Annotated in this window: 16 protein-coding genes and 1 riboswitch; of the genes, 7 read left to right on the forward strand and 9 right to left on the reverse strand. The window is 69.6% G+C overall.

Annotated elements, in window-relative coordinates:
- Positions 1-2,210 (forward strand): preprotein translocase subunit SecA (gene secA / locus RSA25_RS08335; RefSeq protein ID WP_332808426.1); only part of this gene is annotated, 2,210 nt, incomplete at its 5' end.
- A 139-nt stretch (positions 2,211-2,349) separates the two neighbouring features.
- Entirely contained in the window at positions 2,350-3,315 is a 966-nt protein-coding gene (locus tag RSA25_RS08340; RefSeq protein WP_332808427.1) for a Nudix family hydrolase, read from the forward strand.
- Between the two features lie 145 nt (positions 3,316-3,460).
- On the opposite strand, the gene RSA25_RS08345 is transcribed toward RSA25_RS08340, so the two are convergent.
- Positions 3,461-4,045, reverse strand: coding sequence for a DUF4124 domain-containing protein (locus RSA25_RS08345; RefSeq protein WP_332808428.1), 585 nt, complete (start codon positions 4,043-4,045; stop codon positions 3,461-3,463).
- A gap of 49 nt (positions 4,046-4,094) precedes the next feature.
- On the reverse strand, positions 4,095-4,922 hold the full coding sequence (gene metF, locus RSA25_RS08350; RefSeq protein WP_332808429.1) for a methylenetetrahydrofolate reductase [NAD(P)H]: 828 nt from the start codon (positions 4,920-4,922) through the stop codon (positions 4,095-4,097).
- Positions 4,923-5,079: 157 nt separating this feature from the next.
- Here metF and RSA25_RS08355 point away from each other — a divergent pair, with 157 nt between their 5' ends.
- The gene (locus RSA25_RS08355) at positions 5,080-5,958 is read left to right on the forward strand and encodes a TIGR01777 family oxidoreductase (protein WP_332808430.1); all 879 of its coding nucleotides are present in this window, start codon (positions 5,080-5,082) and stop codon (positions 5,956-5,958) included.
- Positions 5,959-5,997: 39 nt separating this feature from the next.
- Here RSA25_RS08355 and RSA25_RS08360 read toward each other — a convergent pair whose 3' ends face one another.
- From RSA25_RS08360 to RSA25_RS08370, 3 genes are read right to left on the reverse strand one after another with little or no spacing between them, the layout of a single operon-like run.
- On the reverse strand, positions 5,998-7,293 hold the full coding sequence (locus tag RSA25_RS08360) for a HAMP domain-containing sensor histidine kinase (protein WP_332808431.1): 1,296 nt from the start codon (positions 7,291-7,293) through the stop codon (positions 5,998-6,000).
- Positions 7,290-7,985 carry a response regulator transcription factor gene (locus RSA25_RS08365; protein WP_332808432.1) on the reverse strand — a complete coding sequence of 232 codons (696 nt, stop codon included), beginning with the start codon at positions 7,983-7,985 and terminating at the stop codon, positions 7,290-7,292. Before RSA25_RS08365 ends, RSA25_RS08360 begins: the two co-directional genes overlap by 4 nt.
- 2 nt (positions 7,986-7,987) lie before the next feature.
- The gene (locus RSA25_RS08370) at positions 7,988-9,115 is read right to left on the reverse strand and encodes a DJ-1/PfpI family protein (RefSeq protein WP_332808433.1); all 1,128 of its coding nucleotides are present in this window, start codon (positions 9,113-9,115) and stop codon (positions 7,988-7,990) included.
- 107 nt (positions 9,116-9,222) lie between these two features.
- Here RSA25_RS08370 and RSA25_RS08375 point away from each other — a divergent pair, with 107 nt between their 5' ends.
- Positions 9,223-9,780, forward strand: coding sequence for a DUF3228 family protein (locus RSA25_RS08375; protein ID WP_332808434.1), 558 nt, complete (start codon positions 9,223-9,225; stop codon positions 9,778-9,780).
- Positions 9,777-10,460, forward strand: a complete 684-nt coding sequence (locus RSA25_RS08380) for a TonB family protein (RefSeq protein ID WP_332808435.1) — start codon at positions 9,777-9,779, stop codon at positions 10,458-10,460. Before RSA25_RS08375 ends, RSA25_RS08380 begins: the two co-directional genes overlap by 4 nt.
- 24 nt (positions 10,461-10,484) lie before the next feature.
- On the opposite strand, the gene RSA25_RS08385 is transcribed toward RSA25_RS08380, so the two are convergent.
- From RSA25_RS08385 to ybaK, 3 genes are read right to left on the reverse strand one after another with little or no spacing between them, the layout of a single operon-like run.
- A complete protein-coding gene (locus RSA25_RS08385) occupies positions 10,485-10,859 on the reverse strand; it encodes an Imm10 family immunity protein (RefSeq protein WP_332808436.1) in 375 nt (124 codons plus the stop codon).
- Positions 10,852-11,367 carry a hypothetical protein gene (locus RSA25_RS08390; RefSeq protein WP_332808437.1) on the reverse strand — a complete coding sequence of 172 codons (516 nt, stop codon included), beginning with the start codon at positions 11,365-11,367 and terminating at the stop codon, positions 10,852-10,854. The genes RSA25_RS08385 and RSA25_RS08390 overlap by 8 nt, the downstream gene beginning before the upstream one ends.
- Positions 11,367-11,840 (reverse strand): Cys-tRNA(Pro) deacylase, encoded by a 474-nt coding sequence (gene ybaK, locus RSA25_RS08395; protein ID WP_332808438.1) that lies wholly within the window; start codon positions 11,838-11,840, stop codon positions 11,367-11,369. Before ybaK ends, RSA25_RS08390 begins: the two co-directional genes overlap by 1 nt.
- On the opposite strand from ybaK, the gene RSA25_RS08400 reads away from it, so the two are divergent.
- A complete protein-coding gene (locus tag RSA25_RS08400) occupies positions 11,796-13,040 on the forward strand; it encodes a hypothetical protein (RefSeq protein WP_332808439.1) in 1,245 nt (414 codons plus the stop codon). The two genes, ybaK and RSA25_RS08400, sit on opposite strands and share 45 nt — an antisense overlap.
- A gap of 89 nt (positions 13,041-13,129) precedes the next feature.
- Here the strand turns inward: RSA25_RS08400 and ahcY are convergent, their stop codons facing one another.
- Positions 13,130-14,575, reverse strand: coding sequence for an adenosylhomocysteinase (gene ahcY, locus RSA25_RS08405; protein WP_332808440.1), 1,446 nt, complete (start codon positions 14,573-14,575; stop codon positions 13,130-13,132).
- Between the two features lie 36 nt (positions 14,576-14,611).
- Positions 14,612-14,698: riboswitch (S-adenosyl-L-homocysteine riboswitch) on the reverse strand.
- Positions 14,699-14,824: 126 nt separating this feature from the next.
- Here ahcY and RSA25_RS08410 point away from each other — a divergent pair.
- The gene (locus RSA25_RS08410; RefSeq protein ID WP_332808441.1) at positions 14,825-17,338 is read left to right on the forward strand and encodes a prolyl oligopeptidase family serine peptidase; all 2,514 of its coding nucleotides are present in this window, start codon (positions 14,825-14,827) and stop codon (positions 17,336-17,338) included.
- The last annotated feature ends 81 nt before the right edge of the window (positions 17,339-17,419 follow it).

Raw genomic sequence — 17,419 nt, forward strand, 5'->3', positions numbered from 1 at the left:
CCTACGGCACCAACAACGAATTCGGTTTCGACTACCTGCGCGACAACATGGCGTTGTCACGCGCGGACCGCCACCAGCGCGGCCTGCATTACGCCATCGTCGACGAAGTCGACTCGATCCTGATCGACGAAGCGCGTACCCCGCTGATCATTTCCGGCCCGGCCGACGACTCCCCCGAGCTGTACATCCGCGTCAACCGCGTGGTGCCGAGCCTGATCAAGCAGGAGGCCGAAGACGGCGAGGGCGACTTCTGGGTGGACGAGAAGGGCAAGCAGGTGCACCTGTCCGAAGCGGGCATGGAGCACGCCGAGGCGCTGCTGGTCGAGGCCGGCATCCTCAATGCCGAGACCGAAGGCCTGTACGCCGCGCAGAACCTCACCGTGGTGCACCACCTCAATGCCGCCCTGCGCGCGCACGCCATCTACCAGCGCGACGTGGACTACATCGTGCGCGACGGTGAAGTGGTGATCGTGGACGAATTCACCGGCCGTACCCTGGCCGGTCGCCGCTGGTCCGATGGCCTGCACCAGGCCGTGGAAGCCAAGGAAGGGGTGCCGGTCCAGCGCGAGAACCAGACGCTGGCGAGCATCACCTTCCAGAACCTGTTCCGCATGTACAAGAAGCTGTCCGGCATGACCGGTACGGCCGATACCGAAGCCTACGAATTCCAGAGCATCTACAACCTGGAAGTGGTGGTGATCCCGACCAACCGCCCGACCATCCGCAAGGACGGCTCGGACCAGGTGTTCCTCAACCGCAACGGCAAGTTCAATGCGGTGCTGGCCGACATCCAGGACTGCAACAAGCGCGGTCAGCCGGTGCTGGTGGGTACCACCTCGATCGAAACCTCGGAGATGCTGTCCGAGCACCTGCGCAAGGCCGGCGTGCACCACGAAGTGCTCAACGCCAAGCAGCACGACCGCGAAGCCACCATCATCGCCAACGCCGGCATGCCCGGTGCGGTGACCATCGCCACCAACATGGCCGGTCGCGGTACCGACATCGTGCTGGGCGGCTCGCTGGAAGCGGAGTTCCACGCGCTGGGCGAGGACGCCGACGAGGGGCAGAAGGCGGCGATCAAGGCCGAATGGCAGAAGCGCCATGATGCGGTGAAGGCCGCCGGCGGCCTGCACATCGTGGGCACCGAGCGCCACGAGTCGCGCCGTATCGACAACCAGCTGCGCGGGCGTTCCGGCCGCCAGGGCGATCCGGGTTCGTCCCGTTTCTACCTGTCCCTGGAAGACAACCTGATGCGCATCTTCGCCTCGGACTGGGTCCAGAAGGCGATGCGCATGATGGGCATGAAGGAAGACGACGTCATCGAGGACCGCCTGGTCAGCCGCCAGATCGAGAAGGCGCAGCGCAAGGTGGAAGCGCACAACTTCGACATCCGCAAGAACCTGCTGGACTTCGACGACGTCAACAACGACCAGCGCAAGGTGATCTACGCCCAGCGCGACGAGCTGCTGGACGCCGAGTCGGTGAAGGACAACGTGGACGGCATCCGCGGCGATGTGATCTACGACATCGTGGCGCGCTTCGTGCCGCCCAACTCGATCGACGAGCAGTGGGACCTGGAAGGCCTCGAGGCCACCCTGGCCGCCGACCTGGGCGTGCAGATGGACCTCACCGGGCTGGTCAAGCAGCACGAGGAACTGGACGCGGAGGCGATCGCCAACAAGGTGCACGCCCGTATCGACGAGCACTTCGCCGAGAAGGAAGCCGGCGTGGGCGAGGAGACCATGCGCGCGCTGGAGAAGCACGTGATGCTGACGGTGCTGGACCAGAGCTGGAAGGAGCACTTGGCCCGCATGGATTACCTGCGCCAGGGCATCTACCTGCGCGGTTACGCACAGAAGCAGCCCAAGCAGGAATACAAGAAGGAAGCGTTCGAGCTGTTCTCGGAAATGCTGGAGAACGTGAAGCGCGAAGTGGTGACGCTGCTGGCGCGCGTGCGCATCCGCAGCGAGGAAGAAGTGGCCGCGCTGGAGCAGGCCGAGCGCCAGCAGGTGGAAGCGCGCCTGCTGCAGTCGCAGTTCCAGCACCAGGACGCCGGCGGCTACAGCGCCGACGAAGAGGCCGCGCAGGTGCAGGCCGCGCAGAACGGGGTGGGCCAGGTGCGCCTGGACGAGCCCAAGGTGGGCCGCAACGACCCGTGCCCGTGCGGCAGCGGCAAGAAGTACAAGCACTGCCACGGCCAATTGACCTGACCCCAGGACGCCCCGCCAAGTGCGGGGCGTCTGCTATCCGGGGGTAGAGCCACGCCATGCGTGGCTGCAGCTGGGCCCGGCAGGGGCCGATGCCGCTTCGGGATTGCGCCGGCACCGCGCTATTGGGCATGCTCCCCCCATGCCATCCCCCAAACGATCGATCCACGTCGTGGCCGGCGTCATCACCGACGCCCGCGGCCGCATCCTGCTCAACCGCCGTACCGAAGACCGCGACATGGGCGGGCTGTGGGAGTTTCCCGGCGGCAAGCGCGAGGCCGGTGAGACGTCCGAGCAGGCGCTGGTGCGCGAGCTGCGCGAGGAGCTGGGGATCGAGGCGGAGATCGGGGAATGGGTCATGGACGTGCCCCAGCTCTACCCGGACAAGCGCCTGCGCCTGGAGGTCCGGCGGATCAGCAGCTGGAAGGGCAGTCCGCGCGGGCGGGAGGGGCAGGCCATCACCTGGGTGACCCCGGACAAGCTGTCGCGCTATTCGATGCCGCCGGCCGACCTGCCGGTGGTGGCGGCGCTGCGCCACCCGGATCGCTACCTGATCACGCCCGAGCCGGCGGCCGACCACGCCCAGGCCCACCACGACTGGCACCAGCGCCTGGCCCAGGCGCTGGCCGCCGGGGTCAACCGGATCCAGCTGCGCACCCCGGCCAGCCCGGCGCGGGTGGCCTTGGCCGAGCAGGCCATCGGCGCCCATCGCGGGCGCGTGCAATGGCTGCTCAACCGCGACATCGCGCTGGCCCGCCGCCTCGGCGTGGGCGTGCACCTGGGCAGCGAGCAGGTGCTGCAGCTCGACGCCCGGCCGCTGCCGGCCGATCAGCTGGTCGCCGCCTCCTGCCATGACCTGGCCCAGCTGCAGGCCGCCCAGCGGCTGGGCTGCGACTTTGCGGTGCTCGGCCCGGTGCAGGCCAGCGCCAGCCACCCGGGCGCAGCGCCCCTGGGCTGGGAGGCCTTCGAGCAGCTGCGCGAGCAGGTCTCACTGCCGCTGTACGCACTCGGCGGGTTGCACCCGGGCGACATTACCGAGGCCCGCCGCCACGGCGCCCAGGGCATCGCCGCCATCAGCAGCCTGTGGCCCGCCGTCGGCGCGGGCTGATCGCAGGCATCCCGGCCCGCTCGCGGCGCGTTTGTCGTGTCTCGACCCACGGTCGATACCTGCCGGCCCAATGCGCTGGCCGTCGTCGATGCCCGTATCACGCCAGGTAGGTGCCGACTGTTGGTCGACACGCTTCTGCGCGGCGTTACAGGGTGATCCAGAAACACCCATACTGCCGGCGCAGCCCAAACACCGTACGCGCCGGTGTGGCGGTGCTCCCCAACGTCTGCTCCAGCCGCAACCCCACCGGCCGTGGCCGCCGCGGTGCCACCTCCGGCAGCGGCAGCCCATCAGCGCCGAGCATCGGCGCCACCTCAGGCGCCAGCCCCGCCTCCGCCTCGCTGGCCGGATACACCGGTGCGATGTCCACCAGCGGGCGCTGCACCACCGTTTCCAGCCGGCCGATGATGGCGTTGGCGGTGGCGTTGGACACGTTGCTCCACAGGTAGATCGAGGACAGCCGGTTCACGTCCTGCAGGCTCACCGCGTCGCGGATCTGCCCGGTCAGCTCACTGAGCCGGCGTGCGCAGCCGGCGCGGTAGATGCCGGTGTTGCCCACCGTCGGCGCGCGTGCCGGCATCCGCTCGGTGGCGCCCAGCGCATCGCAGCGGCGGTCGGTGAACACGGTCTGGCCCTGCGCGTTGGTACAGCGGTTCACGCGTTGCGCCTGCGCCGATGCCTGGGCCGGCAGGCACAGCGCGCACAGCAACAGGGGCAGCAGCATCTTCATGCCAGCAGCGTAGCGGGGCCGGCGTTATCTGCAAGCGATTTGACGCGTCTCAGCCGCGCAGCAGCGAGAGCACCTGGGTGGTCGGCCTGGCCAGGTTGAGGGTGTAGAAGTGCAGCCCCGGCACGCCGCCGGCGATCAGTCGTTCGCACAGCTGGGCCACCACCTCGGCACCGAAGGCGCGGACCGAATCGGCATCATCGCCAAAGGCCTGCATCTTGCGCCCGATCCAGCGCGGGATCTCCGCGCCGCACTGCTCGGAGAAGCGGCGCAGCTGGCTGAAGTTGGAGATCGGCATGATGCCCGGCACGATCGGCACCTCCACCCCGAGCTTGCGCACCGCATCCACGAAGTGGAAATACGCATCGGCGTTGAAGAAGTACTGGGTGATCGCCGCATCGGCACCGGCGTCGATCTTGGCCTTGAAGTGCTTCAGGTCCACCAGCGCGTCGTTGGCCTGCGGATGGGTCTCCGGGTAGGCGCCCACTTCGATGCGGAAGGCGTCGCCGTGCTCGGCGCGGATGAACTGGATCAGCTCGGCGGCATAGCGCAGGTCGCCGGGGTGGCCCATGCCCGAGGGCAGGTCGCCGCGCAGGGCGACGATGCGGCGGCAGCCGATCGCCCGGTACAGCTTGAGCAGCTCGCGGATCTCCTCGCGGCTGCCCCCCACGCAGGACAGGTGCGGTGCCGCCTCGAAGCCGTGGTGCTGCTTGAGGTGGCGCACCGTCTCGGAGGTGTAGCTCAGGGTCGAGCCGCCGGCGCCGAAGGTACACGACACGTACTCCGGGGCGAACGCCTTCAGCTTGTTGGCGGTGCGGTTGAGCTGGGCGCGTTGCTCGTCGGTCTTGGGCGGATAGAACTCGAAGCTGATGGCGGTCATGGCGGCGGCGGCGACGGGTGTGGCTGCATAATATCGCTTCATCGCGATGAATGTAAAATAATGCGTCGCAACTCAAGGCCGTCCCGGCACAACCGTCCACTGCCATCGCTTGAACGGCCCGTGGCCTACAGTAGGTGCCAGGCACGGAGACAATGCGATGGACATCCTGATCACCGGCGGCACCGGTTTCATTGGCCGGCCCCTGTGCACGGCGCTGCTGGCCGCCGGCCACGGCGTGCACGTGCTGACCCGGCGCCCAGGCGCGCCGCCACCGCCCGGGGTGTACTACATCGGCCGGCTGGATGACGTGGGCCCGGTGCAGGCGGTGGTCAACCTGGCCGGCGAGCCGCTCACCGACGGCCGCTGGACACAGGCCCGCAAGCAGGCCTTCCATGCTTCCCGGATCGGCACCACGCGCGCACTGCTGGCCTGGATGCAGGCGTTGCCGACACCGCCGCAGGTGCTGGTGTCCGGCTCGGCCATCGGCTACTACGGCCCACGCGATGGCACCCCGCTGGACGAGGCCAGCGCGCCCGGCGACGACTTTGCCGCGATGCTGTGCCGGCAGTGGGAGGCCGAGGCCTTCAAGGCCGACGAGATTGGCGTGCGTACGTGCGTGGTGCGCACCGGCATCGTGCTTGATCGCGACGGCGGCGCGCTGGCGCGGATGCTGCCGCCGTTCCGGCTGGGCCTGGGCGGCCCGATGGGCGATGGCCGGCAATGGATGAGCTGGATCCATCGCGAGGATCTGGTCGGGCTGATCCTGTGGCTGCTGGCCAACGACGCGGCCCGCGGCGCCTACAACGGCACCGCACCGGGCACGCTCACCAATGCCGACTTCGCGCGCACGCTGGCCAAGGTGCTGGGCCGGCCGGCGCTGCTGACCACGCCAGCATTCGCCTTGAAGCTGGCCTTCGGCGAGATGGCCCAGTTGCTGCTCACCGGGCAGAACGTGCAGCCGGTGCGTGCGCTGGATGGCGGCTATCGGTTCCAATATCCAACGTTGGACGGGGCGCTGGAAGCGATCCTTCGCTGACCGCGTGGACGGGCGCCGGACCGGCACTGCGCGCTTGGTTCAGGCGCGCACCGGCGGGGCCGCGCCGCGCAGGCCCGCGCAGACGCCGGTGTCGCTGCGCTCGATACGCAGGCGCAGCCCATGGTGGTCACACAGCCGGCGCATGATCTCCAGTCCAAGCCCGCTGCCCGGGCTGTCTTCGCCCTTTTGGAACGGGCGCGGCTGCGGCCACTGCTGCAACGTTGCACCACCGTCCGAACTGTTGAGTACCTGCAACTCGCCGTGTTCCATATGGATGCGCACGTGGCCGCGGTGGGTGTGGGCGAACGCATTGCCGACCAGGTTGGCCAGCACCATGCGCAACGGCGCTTCCGGTGCCAGCAGGGTCGCATCTTCGGCCAGCGCCAGCTCTACCTCCACTGCGCGTGTCTCCAGCAACGGCGCCTGCTCGACAATGATCCGCTCCAGCAGCGGCACCAGCTTTACCGGCGCGCAGGGCTGCGTGTGGCTGTCCTCGCGCGCCAGGGCGAGCAGGGCGGCCACGGCCTGTTGCAGCTGCAACGCCGACAGCCGGATATGCTGCACATGCTGGCGCCCCCGTTCGGACAACCCGGTCTCGCCCAACAGCTGGCCAGCCGCGCTGGAAATCACCGCCAGCGGCGTGCGCAGTTCATGGCTGGCATCGCGGGTAAAGGCGTGTTCGCGGGCCACGAAGGCGGACACGCGCTGCGACAGTCGATCCAACGCGCGCGCCAGCACGCCGATTTCGTCATCGGCGAACTCCGACGCCAGCGCGCTGCCGCCCTGCGGCTGCACCGGCAGGGTTTCCACCCGGTGCACCAGCCGATACAGCGGGCGGGTGCCACGGCGCGCCAGCCACACCCCCAGCACGACGGCCAGCAGCACCATCAACAAGGCGGTGCAGGCCAGCACCATCACCACCCGGTCGCGGATGGGGCGCACCACCAGTTGCCGGCTGACCTCTGCGACCAGCCAGGCCGGCGCGGCCGGTGCAGGCGGCTGCACCCGGCGCACGTGGTAATGCCGACCCTCGCGGCCACTGAACTCCGACCGCCAGGGCTCCTGCGTGAAGCCCGGCTTCAGGTCGGCCGGGAACCGCGCCGGATCGCGGTACAGCACGATGCCGATATCGGCCGGTGCCCGCCAATCGCCGCGGGCCGCATGGGTGGCCAACTGCACGGCAGCTTCGCGCGCCAGTTGTGCCTCGAACACGCTGTCTTCCACCGCGTACATGAAAACCACCGCGTACAGCCCGAACACCGCCGCCACCAGCACGGTGAAGGCAGTGAACGCCAGTACCAGGTGTCGGCGCAGCCGCCGCACCGGCCGCCTCACGGCATTGCCTCCAGGCGGAAGCCAACCCCGTGGACGGTGCGCAGCATCTCGCCCTGGAACGGCCGGTCCAGAGCCTGCCGCAGCAGGTACAGGTGTGACCGCAGGGGATCCGACGGCGGTGCTTCATCGCCCCACAGGCGCTGGATCAGTTCACTGCGGGTCACGGTGCGCGGCCATGCATCGGCCAGTGCCAGCAGGATGCGTTGCGGCAGCGACTGCGGCTGCAGGTGCAGTGCCACGCCTTCGCGCCATGCGGACCCATCGCGACGATCGACGTTGAGCGGACCGATCCGCAGCAGGTGCGGTTGGCCGATATGGTGCCGCCTCGCCAGCGCCAGACAACGCGCGAGCAGCTCGGCATCGTCGAAGGGTTTGACCAGGTAGTCGTCGGCGCCGCTGGCAAAGCCCTGCAGTTTGTCATCCAGGGCGTCGCGTGCGGTCAGCATCAGCACCGGCACGTGGCGGTCGCTGCCGGCCCGCAGCCGCTGGCACACGCCGATGCCGTCCAGCCCGGGCAGGCCCAGGTCGAGCAGCAGCACGTCCGGTGGCGCGGCAAGCGCCATGCGCAGGCCGGTGCGGCCATCGGCCGCGAAGTCGACCAGATGGCCCTGCGCCTGCAGCATGTGCATGATCGCCGAGGCCAGCGGCAGATTGTCTTCGATCAACAGCAGGCGCAGGCGCTCGGCATCCATGGTCAGGGCTGCATGCGGGCAAGAAGGGCCTTAGCTTGTTCCAGCGTGGGCTGCTTTTCCAGCACGGCCTGGAGCTGGCTGCGTGCCTGCTCGGTACGACCCAGCCGCCAATGCGCTTCGGCGATACCGACATCCAGCTGCGCCTCGTCCATGTAGGGGCGGGCCAGCTGCATGATCGACAGCGCATCGGCAATGGCAGCCGGCGCCTGCGCGGCCTGCAACTGGTAGTAGCCTAGAATGCCGATCAGCTCGACGTGCAGCGTGTCGCGCTGCTGTGCAAGCTCGGTGGGCACTCGTGGATCGCCGCGCAGGTGACGCTCCACCAGCGCCATGCTGCGCTCATCGCGCCACGTGGTGCGCGCCACCGGCACGCGACCGCTGGCACGCACGAACGCATCGGCCAGTGCGGGGGTGGAGTAGGGGTTCTGGCCGGTCACCAGGCGTCCATCCACCACCACCTTGGGCATCATCAACGGGGCCTCCTGCCAGCGCGCGCCGCGTGCACGCAGTGCCGGCTCGAGCTGGAAGGCGAACGTGGCGGCCCAGCGCTTGCCGAACAGCGCTTCCTCCTCTTCAGTGAACCCGGTCATCGCCCGCCCGTCCACCAGCCGGCTGCCATCGCCGAGCCGCACCTCGGCCAGCGCGGCCGGGCCGTGGCAGACCGCGCCGACCACTCCCCCGTTGTCCCAGATCCGGCCGATCACCTGCTGCAGGGCGGTATCGCCGGGCAGGTCGAACATCGCGCCCTTGCCGCCGATCACCAGCACGCCGGCGTACGCCTGCGGCTGCAGCGCGGCGGTAGGCAGGGTGGCGGCGAGCTTCGCCACTGCCTGCGAATCGGCCAGCAGTGCGGCATTGAAGGCCTCGGCGGGATTGTACTTGTCGGCCTGCACTGCGCCGCCGGCGGGGCTGGCCACGTCGATGTCAAAGCCGTTCTGGCGGAGGATCAACCAGGCTTGCGCGAACTCGTCCATCTCGAACCCGGGGCGGGTCTTGCCCTGGTCGCGTCCTTCACCGCTGACCACCAGCAGTACGCGCGCAGGGGTAGGGGTAACGTCCGTCGACGCGTTGCCGGCCAGGGGCAGGGTGGCCGCAAGCATCAGCAGCCAGCGTGGGAAATTCAGGGTCATGGTGCGCGCTCCTTCGAGGGGTGGGCGCAGTCTGGGCAGTCGATGTGAAACGAATTTCAAATGACGGGCAGGTTACGCTGTGCATCTGTTTTCCCGCTGCGTGCCCCATGTCCATCGTCCTCACCGACTTCGCCCGCCCCCGCCTGTTCCCACGCATGCCGCGCGGCAACACCATCCAGGACTGCACCGCCGAGCAGTTCCAGGCGCACCTCAACGCGCATGCGCCTTACAAGGTGCTCGATGGCTACGCGCCGTTCTGCAAGCTGCATGTGTACGAGAACTGGACCAGCACGCGCTGCCTGACCGTGCCCATCACCGATGCCAACCGGCACCAGCTGCACAGCGCGTACGAAGCACGCAACCGCGACGAGTTGCCGGTACTGGTGCGCTGGTTCGAAGGGGTGGAATCGCCGCGCGCGAACTACCTGGTGGTGATCCTCTACAGCGCCGAACAGCTGGCCAGGGAGGGTTCCCCGATCGAGGCCGACTGGGGCATCGTCGGCTGCATCTACACCGCCGAGCCGGAGGAAGTGCCGATGGCGCCGATCACCATGATGCGCAATGCGCTGGGCGTGGAAGAAGGCGGGTCGGGCGTGCCGCTGGATCGGGCGGCCTACCAGCGTGCGGTCGCGTTCTGGGAAGCCAACGCGAACTGGCGGCCATGAGCGCCGGCGGCCTTCATCGACGCGCGCCGGGCGTGCACGCGCTGCGGGCGCGGTTGGCCCTGCCTGCGGCGCTGCTCCTGCTGGCCACGCTGCTGCCGCTGGACGCCGCCGCCGCAGGCGCGGCAAAGGCCGAGGCGTGCGCGGCGCTCTCCCGGTTGCCCTTGCTGAAGGACGTGGGCGTACTGTCGATGGACATGCGCGCCCGGCGCGGGCGTTGCGAGGTCGAGGTGCAGGCGGGCAGCCTGCCGGCCCTGCGGCGCCAACAGACGGTGGTGGAAGCGATGACCCGGGCGGCGTGTGGCCAGGCCCCGGCGCTGTCGCTGGGCAACCAGGTGGCGCCGACCCTCTACAGCCTGCTGCCGGCGCGCTGCTCGACGGGCCGCATCACAACGCTGTTCGGCGAGGATGCCTCGACGTGGAATCCTCCCCCGGTCCGGTCGCCGCGCTACCCGTCAGCGGCTGCCAAGGATGGGCTGCAGGGCCGCAGCATCGTGGCGATGCTGATCGACACCGAGGGGAAGGTGGTCGCTGCGATCGTGCGCGGCTCCAGTGGGCATGCCGTGCTCGATGCCGCGGCGATCGCCGAGGTTCACACCTGGCGCTTCACCCGGGCCGACCCGGCCGTGCCGCCGCCGGTCTTGAGCGTCGCGCAGGTGCCGGTGACCTACGTGCTGGACTAGCGCGCCGGCGATCACCGCCGCCGCTCAGTCCTCCACCGTGATGCCCATGCGCCGCAGCATCGCGGCAAAGGCGGCGATGGCGGCCGGCGGGGCCGCCAATGCAATGCGCAGCGGCGAGGCGGCCAGGCCAAGCGCGTCGGTGGTGATGGCATCCAGGTGCAGCGACAGCGCGGTGGCCGAGAGCTGGGCCGACTGGATGCCCCCATACGCGGCGCGTGCCTGCGCATGCAGGCTGACATGCACCCCGTCCAACCCCAGCGCGACGTCCTGGGCGTCGGGTTGCTCAGCCTTCTGCAGCAGCAGGTAATGCCGGGTGTCGTGCTCCTGGTCGGCCAGCCCGGCCAGCAGCACGCCGTCCTCGGCGCTGACGTGGATGAACGCGGCAGTGAAGTCATGCATGCGGTCGTGCTCCGTGCGGGTGGGGCGGGGCGAGGCGCCACTCCCACCAGGGGTAATGGTACTCGCGGTCGATCGCGAGCCAGCGCGTTGCACAGGTGGCGCACGCAACGGTATGCGCCTGGCCCCAGCCGCCCTCGGCCTCGGCCAGGCCCTGGATCACCACATGGCCACGCGCGGCCTCGCGGCGCGGATCGAAGAACGGGTAATGCGGGTACAGGCTGCACAGGCAGCCGGTCCGTTGCTCCCAAAAGCGCAGCCGGCGCAGCGCGAACTGCAGGTGGTGATTGTTGGAAAACAGCGCCCCGCCCAGCGCGACGTGCGCGGTGGCCTGCGCGATCCGCTCGATCCACGGCACCAGCGCGTCCAGTTCGAGCGGATCGTGCAGCTGCGCGATCGCGCAGGCCGCGCCCTGGATGCGCTGCGGGTCGCCCGACAGCAACGCCTGCAGGTGCTCGGCGCCGGGTCCGTCAGTCGGGGCGGCAGGGGCGCGGGTGAACGGCCAGCGCATCAGCGGGCCTTGCCGATGGAGGCGTACTGGCCTGCGGTGAGCTGCAGCAGGTCGGCCGGTGCCAGTGCCACCTCCAGCCCACGCCGGCCGGCGCTGACGTGCACCTGCGCCAGCGCCTGCGCACTGCGGTCCAGGAAGCTGCGCAGACGCTTCTTCTGCGCCAGCGGGCTGATCCCGCCGACCAGGTAACCGGTGGCGCGCTGCGCCGCCTCGACGGGGGCCATCTCGCATCTGCGGCAGCCGGCGGCGTCGGCGAGGGCCTTGAGGTCCAGCACGCCACTGACCGGCACGATCGCCACCAGCAGCTCGTGTTTTTCCGTGCTGGCCAGCAGGGTCTTGAACACCTCCGCGGCGTCCAGCCCCAGTCGCTCGACCGCCTCGCCACCGTAGGACGCCGCGTGCGGATCGTGGGCGTAGGACAACACGCGATGGTCGATGCCGCGTTTCTTGAGCAGGTTGATGGCCGGAGTCATGTGGGCATCGTAGCGCGCGGCGGTCACCCTGCCTTGACCTGCCGCCAACGTCCGCGCAGCATCGGGCCGCTCGACCAGACAACCACAGGGCTGTGCGTGCTCCACCGTCAACCGACCCCGCCCTGGGCAGGCCTGCCCCTGACCGATGCGCTGCGCGCGCGGCTCTGGCAGGCGATGCGCAGCCGCGCGCCGCATGTGCTCGCTCACCTGGGCGTTGCGCTGGGCGCGGCGTGCCTGGCGGCCAGCGCCGTGGGGTGGGCCATGGCAGCGCCGGCACCGGGGCGTGGCGCCGCGCTCATGACCGGGGCCATCGCCGTGGGCCTTGGCCTGTTGGCGCTGCAGATGGTGCGTGTGGCGTGGCGGCTGATTGCCCCCTTTGCCACCGCGTTGTGGCGCGACGAGGTGTGGGCCGTGACGTGCCCGGCGACGGCCATGGCGGCTGCACCGCCCGCGCAGGGCGGCGGTATCGCCGTGGCGGGTGCCGCATTGCCAGGCCCGTTGGTGATGGAGCTGCCGCCGGGTGTGCGCCGCCTCAGCCACACCGTGCTGCGCAACTGGGTGGTGTACCCGCGTGCCACGCCGCTGCAGTTGCACGTCCTGCCCGCTGCGTCGCCCGTGTTGATCGGCCTGCATCATGCCGACGAACCGGTGCCCACGGTGCAGCGCCACCCACTGCAACACTGGCCCCTGCCGCTGCCTGCCGCCACCACGGCGCAATGGCTGGGCGCGCTCGCGCTGGGCATGCTGGCGATGGCGGCCGGGCTCGTCCTCGGTGTGTGGCTGCATCTGCCGGCGGCAGGCGCGTTGCTGGTCGCCCTGCTCGTCGGCGCTGGCGTGGGCTGGGGCGTGTTCCGGCACTGGCAGCCGGTGATGCGGGCTTTCAAGCGTCGCGGGGCGGCGCCGGAACATTACAGCGTGCAGGGGCACGCGCAGGCCATGCTCGAGATCATGCAGGTGCGCGGCGGCTATGCCAGCCGCCACGTGCGCCACGAGCGCTGGTTGATGCTGGGCCATCGCTGGCACCTGCTGGACACCGCCACCACGCGCGAGCCCGTGGCGGACGCGTTGCCGTGGTGTCCACCGGCGCTGGCGGCGGTGCGCCTGGACTATGCCCGCTGGGGCAGGGACGGTGGCCTGCTGCGCGCAGTGGACGAACAAGGGCGCTGGCTCGGCGGCGCACGGCGGCCCCCGCACGACTGAGCCGAAACGAAAACGGGCGCCCGAAGGCGCCCGTCGTCTGCTCCCAAGGAAACGGGCCGACCCTCGGTCGACCCGCTGTCCTGCAGGGCTCAGTAGCGGTAATGATCCGGCTTGAACGGGCCTTCCACCGGCACGCCGATGTAGTCGGCCTGTTCCTGGGTCAGGGTGGTCAGCTTCACGCCGATCTTCTCCAGGTGCAGGCGAGCCACTTCTTCGTCCAGGTGCTTGGGCAGCAGGTAGACCTTCTTCTCGTAGCTGTCCTTGTTCGCCCACAGGTCGATCTGGGCCAGGGTCTGGTTGGCGAACGAGTTGGACATGACGAAGCTCGGGTGGCCGGTGGCGCAGCCCAGGTTCACCAGGCGGCCTTCGGCCAGCAGGAAGATCGCGTTGCCGTTCGGGAAGATGTACTTGTCCACCTGCGGCTTGATGTTGACGTGCTGCACGCCCTTGAAGCCCACCAGCGCATCGACCTGGATCTCGTTGTCGAAGTGGCCGATGTTGCAGACGATGGCCTGGTCCTTCATCGCGCTCAGGTGCTCGATGCGGATGATGTCCTTGTTGCCGGTGGTGGTGACGTACAGGTCGGCACGGCCCAGGGTGGATTCGATGGTGTTGACCTCGAAGCCTTCCATCGCCGCCTGCAGGGCGCAGATCGGGTCGATCTCGGTGACCACCACGCGCGCGCCGTAGGCACGCAGCGAGGCGGCGCAGCCCTTGCCCACGTCACCGTAGCCGCACACCACGGCCACCTTGCCGGCCAGCATCACGTCCATCGCGCGCTTGAGGCCATCGGCCAGCGACTCGCGGCAGCCGTAGAGGTTGTCGAACTTGCTCTTGGTGACCGAATCGTTGACGTTGATCGCCGGGATCAGCAGGGTGCCGGCCTGGGCCAGCTGGTACAGGCGGTGCACGCCGGTGGTGGTCTCTTCGGAGACGCCCTTCCAGTCCTTGACCACGCGGCCCCAGTAACCCGGGCGCTCGACGGCCACGCGCTTGAGCAGGTCCTTGATGACCTGTTCTTCGTGCGAATCGGCCTTTTCATTGACCCAGTTGCTGCCGTTTTCCAGCTCCAGGCCCTTGTGGATCAGCAGGGTCACGTCACCGCCATCGTCCACCACCAGCTCCGGGCCGGTCAGGGTGCCGTCGGGCAGGGTGAAGGTCAGCGCGTCCAGGGTGCAGTCCCAGTATTCCTCCAGCGACTCGCCCTTCCAGGCGAACACCGGGGTGCCCGAGGCGGCGATCGCGGCGGCGGCGTGGTCCTGGGTGGAGAAGATGTTGCAGGAGGCCCAGCGCACGTCGGCGCCGATGTCCTTCAGGGTCTCGATCAGCACCGCGGTCTGGATGGTCATGTGCAGCGAACCGGTCACGCGCACGCCCTTCAGCGGCAGGGTGGCGGCGTGCTTGCGGCGGATCGACATCAGGCCCGGCATCTCGTGCTCGGCGATGTCCAGTTCCTTGCGGCCCCAGTCGGCCAGGGTGATGTCGCGGATCTTGTAATCACCTTCGGTGGAGAAGGTCTTGGCAACAGCATTCATCTGATAGCTCCGGTGTAATGACGAGTCGATACTCGTGTTCGCCGGGCGCCGTTGGAACAATCCTGGCCACCGAGCCTGGCCGGCCGGACAGGGTCCGGAACGGTCGCAGCGCCCCTCGGTGGAGGGCCGCCCAGTATATCGCGACCCGGTCGGTTGGCATGAATCGGTGGCCTCCCCCAACCAACGGCAGGGGGGCGAACGGGGCCCGGCTGTTAAGGTCCAAGGTTTGCATCAGCATAGGGATCGAACATGACACGCATTGATCGTCGGCGCCGCGCGCGCTGGGGCCGCCTGATCGTGGGCATGGCGCTGCTGGCCGTGGCGCCGCTGGCGCTGGCCGCACCGGCCGGCACCGCCAAGGCGCCGCAGGCCGCCGCCCAGGGCGTGTCCGGCTATGAGCTGCCGTCGGCGGCGCTGCAGGCGGTGGTCGATGCGCCGCGCGCGCCGGCCCTGCACCTGTCGCCGCGCCGCGACCTGGCCGCGCTGCTGCAGACCCCGTCGTTGCCTTCCATCGCCGAGGTGGCCCAGCCGGAGCTGAAACTGGCCGGCCTGCGCATCAACCCGGCCACCCACTCGGCCAGCCGTTTCAGCTTCGGCAACAAGCTCTGGCTGACCAGCGTGGCCGACGCGAAGGAACGCCAGATCAGCGGCCTGCCGCAGCCGCTGTCCGTCGCCAGCCTGGCCTGGTCGCCGGACCAGCAGTACCTGGCCTTCAACCAGGTGCACGCGGCCACCGGTGCCAATGAACTGTGGATCGTGGACATCGCCAGCGCATCGGCGCGGCGGCTGGTGGCCGACCTCAACAGCGTGCTGGGCGACGGCTACGCCTGGCTGCCCGACAGCCGTGGCCTGCTGGTGATGCAGCAGCCCGGCAACCCCGGCCCGGCCCCGGCCGCCGGCGGCATCCCGACCGGGCCGGCGATCCAGCAGACCGAGGCCGATGCGGGCGTACGCGCGATCCGCACCTACCAGGACCTGCTCAGGAACGAAGCCGACGCGCGCCTGTTCGACTACTACGCCAGCGCGCAGCCGGCACGGGTCAGCCTCAACGGCGTGACCACGCCGCTGTCCACCCGGGGCATCTACCTGGACGTGGACGTGTCGCCCGATGGCCGCTACCTGCTCAGCGAGCGCGTGCAGCGCCCGTATTCGTACCTGGTGCCGGCCGATGATTTCCCGCGTCGCATCGAAGTGCTGTCCGCCGCCGATGGCGCGCTGGTGCACACCGTGGCCAACCTGCCGCTGGTGGAAGGCCTGCCCACCGGCAACGACGCGGTGCCCACCGGCGTGCGCAACGTGAGCTGGCGCGCTGATGCGCCGGCCACGCTGGTCTGGGCCGAAGCGCAGGATGGCGGCGACCCCAACCGCGAGGCCAAGGTGCGCGATGCCGTGCTGACCCAGGCCGCGCCGTTCGACCGGCCGCCGCTGACCCTGGCCCAGCTCGGCAGCCGTTACGCCGGCATCCAGTGGGGGCGGGGCGACCTGGCCCTGCTCAACGAAGGGTGGTGGAAGAGCCGCGAAGTGAAGCAGTGGCGCATCGCCCCGGACCAGCCCGAGCAGGCGCCGGAGCTGCTCTCGGCGCGCTCCTCGCAGGACCGCTACAACGACCCGGGCCGCCCGGCGCTGGTGCGCGACGTCAACGGGCGCTCGCGCCTGCAGATCAGCGCCGACGGCCGCAGCATCTTCCTCTATGGCCAGGGCGCTTCGCCGGAGGGCGACCGCCCGTTCGTCGATCGCCTGGACCTGGCCAGCAAGCAGTCCACGCGCCTGTTCCATTCCCAGGCGCCCACCTACGCCGCCCCGATCGCGCTGCTGGACCAGGAGGGCACCGCGCTGCTGCTCACCCGCGAATCGCCGGATGAGCCGGCCAACGTGTACGTGCAGTCGCTGACCGACGCCGGCACCGCCCCGCGCGCGCTGACCCACTTCGCCCATCCGCTGCCGCAGCTGCGCGGGGTGGGCAAGGAGCAGATCCGCTACAAGCGCAACGACGGCGTGGACCTGACCGCCACGCTGATGCTGCCGCCCGGCTACAACGCCAAGAAGCAGGGTCCGCTGCCGCTGCTGATGTGGGCCTACCCCGGCGAGTTCAAGACGGCCGCGGCCGCCAGCCAGGTCACCGATTCGCCGTACCGCTTCAACGCGATCAGCTACTGGGGCCCGCAGGCGTTCCTGGCCAAGGGCTATGCGGTGCTGGTGAGCCCGTCGATGCCGATCATCGGCGAAGGTGACAAGGAACCCAACGACACCTACCTGCCGCAGCTGATCGCCAACGCCGAGGCCGCCGTGGACGAAGTGGTGCGGCGCGGGGTGACCGACCGCGACCACATCGCCATCGGCGGGCATTCCTACGGTGCGTTCATGACCGCCAACCTGCTCGCGCACACGCGCCTGTTCAAGGCCGGCATCGCGCGCAGCGGCGCCTACAACCGCACGCTCACCCCGTTCGGTTTCCAGGCCGAGGAGCGCAACTACTGGCAGGCCCAGGACGTGTACCAGAAGATGGCCCCGTTCAACTACGCCGACAAGATCAAGGACCCGATCCTCTTCATCCACGGCGTGGACGACAACAATTCCGGCACGTTCCCGATCCAGAGCGAGCGCATGTTCGCCGCGGTCAAGGGCCTGGGCGGCACCGCGCGCCTGGTGATGCTGCCCAACGAATCGCACGCCTACCGCGCGCGCGAATCGATCATGACCATGCTGGCCGAAAGCGAGCGCTGGCTGGAACAGACCATCGGCCCGGGCAAGCCGGCCCGGTAGGTACGGGAAAGGATCGGTAGTGCCGGCCGCGGGGCGGGGGCCCCCCGGGGCGCCCCAACCCCCGACCCCGCCCCCGCGCCG

The organism is Stenotrophomonas sp., assembly GCF_036662295.1.
Taxonomy (GTDB): domain Bacteria; phylum Pseudomonadota; class Gammaproteobacteria; order Xanthomonadales; family Xanthomonadaceae; genus Stenotrophomonas.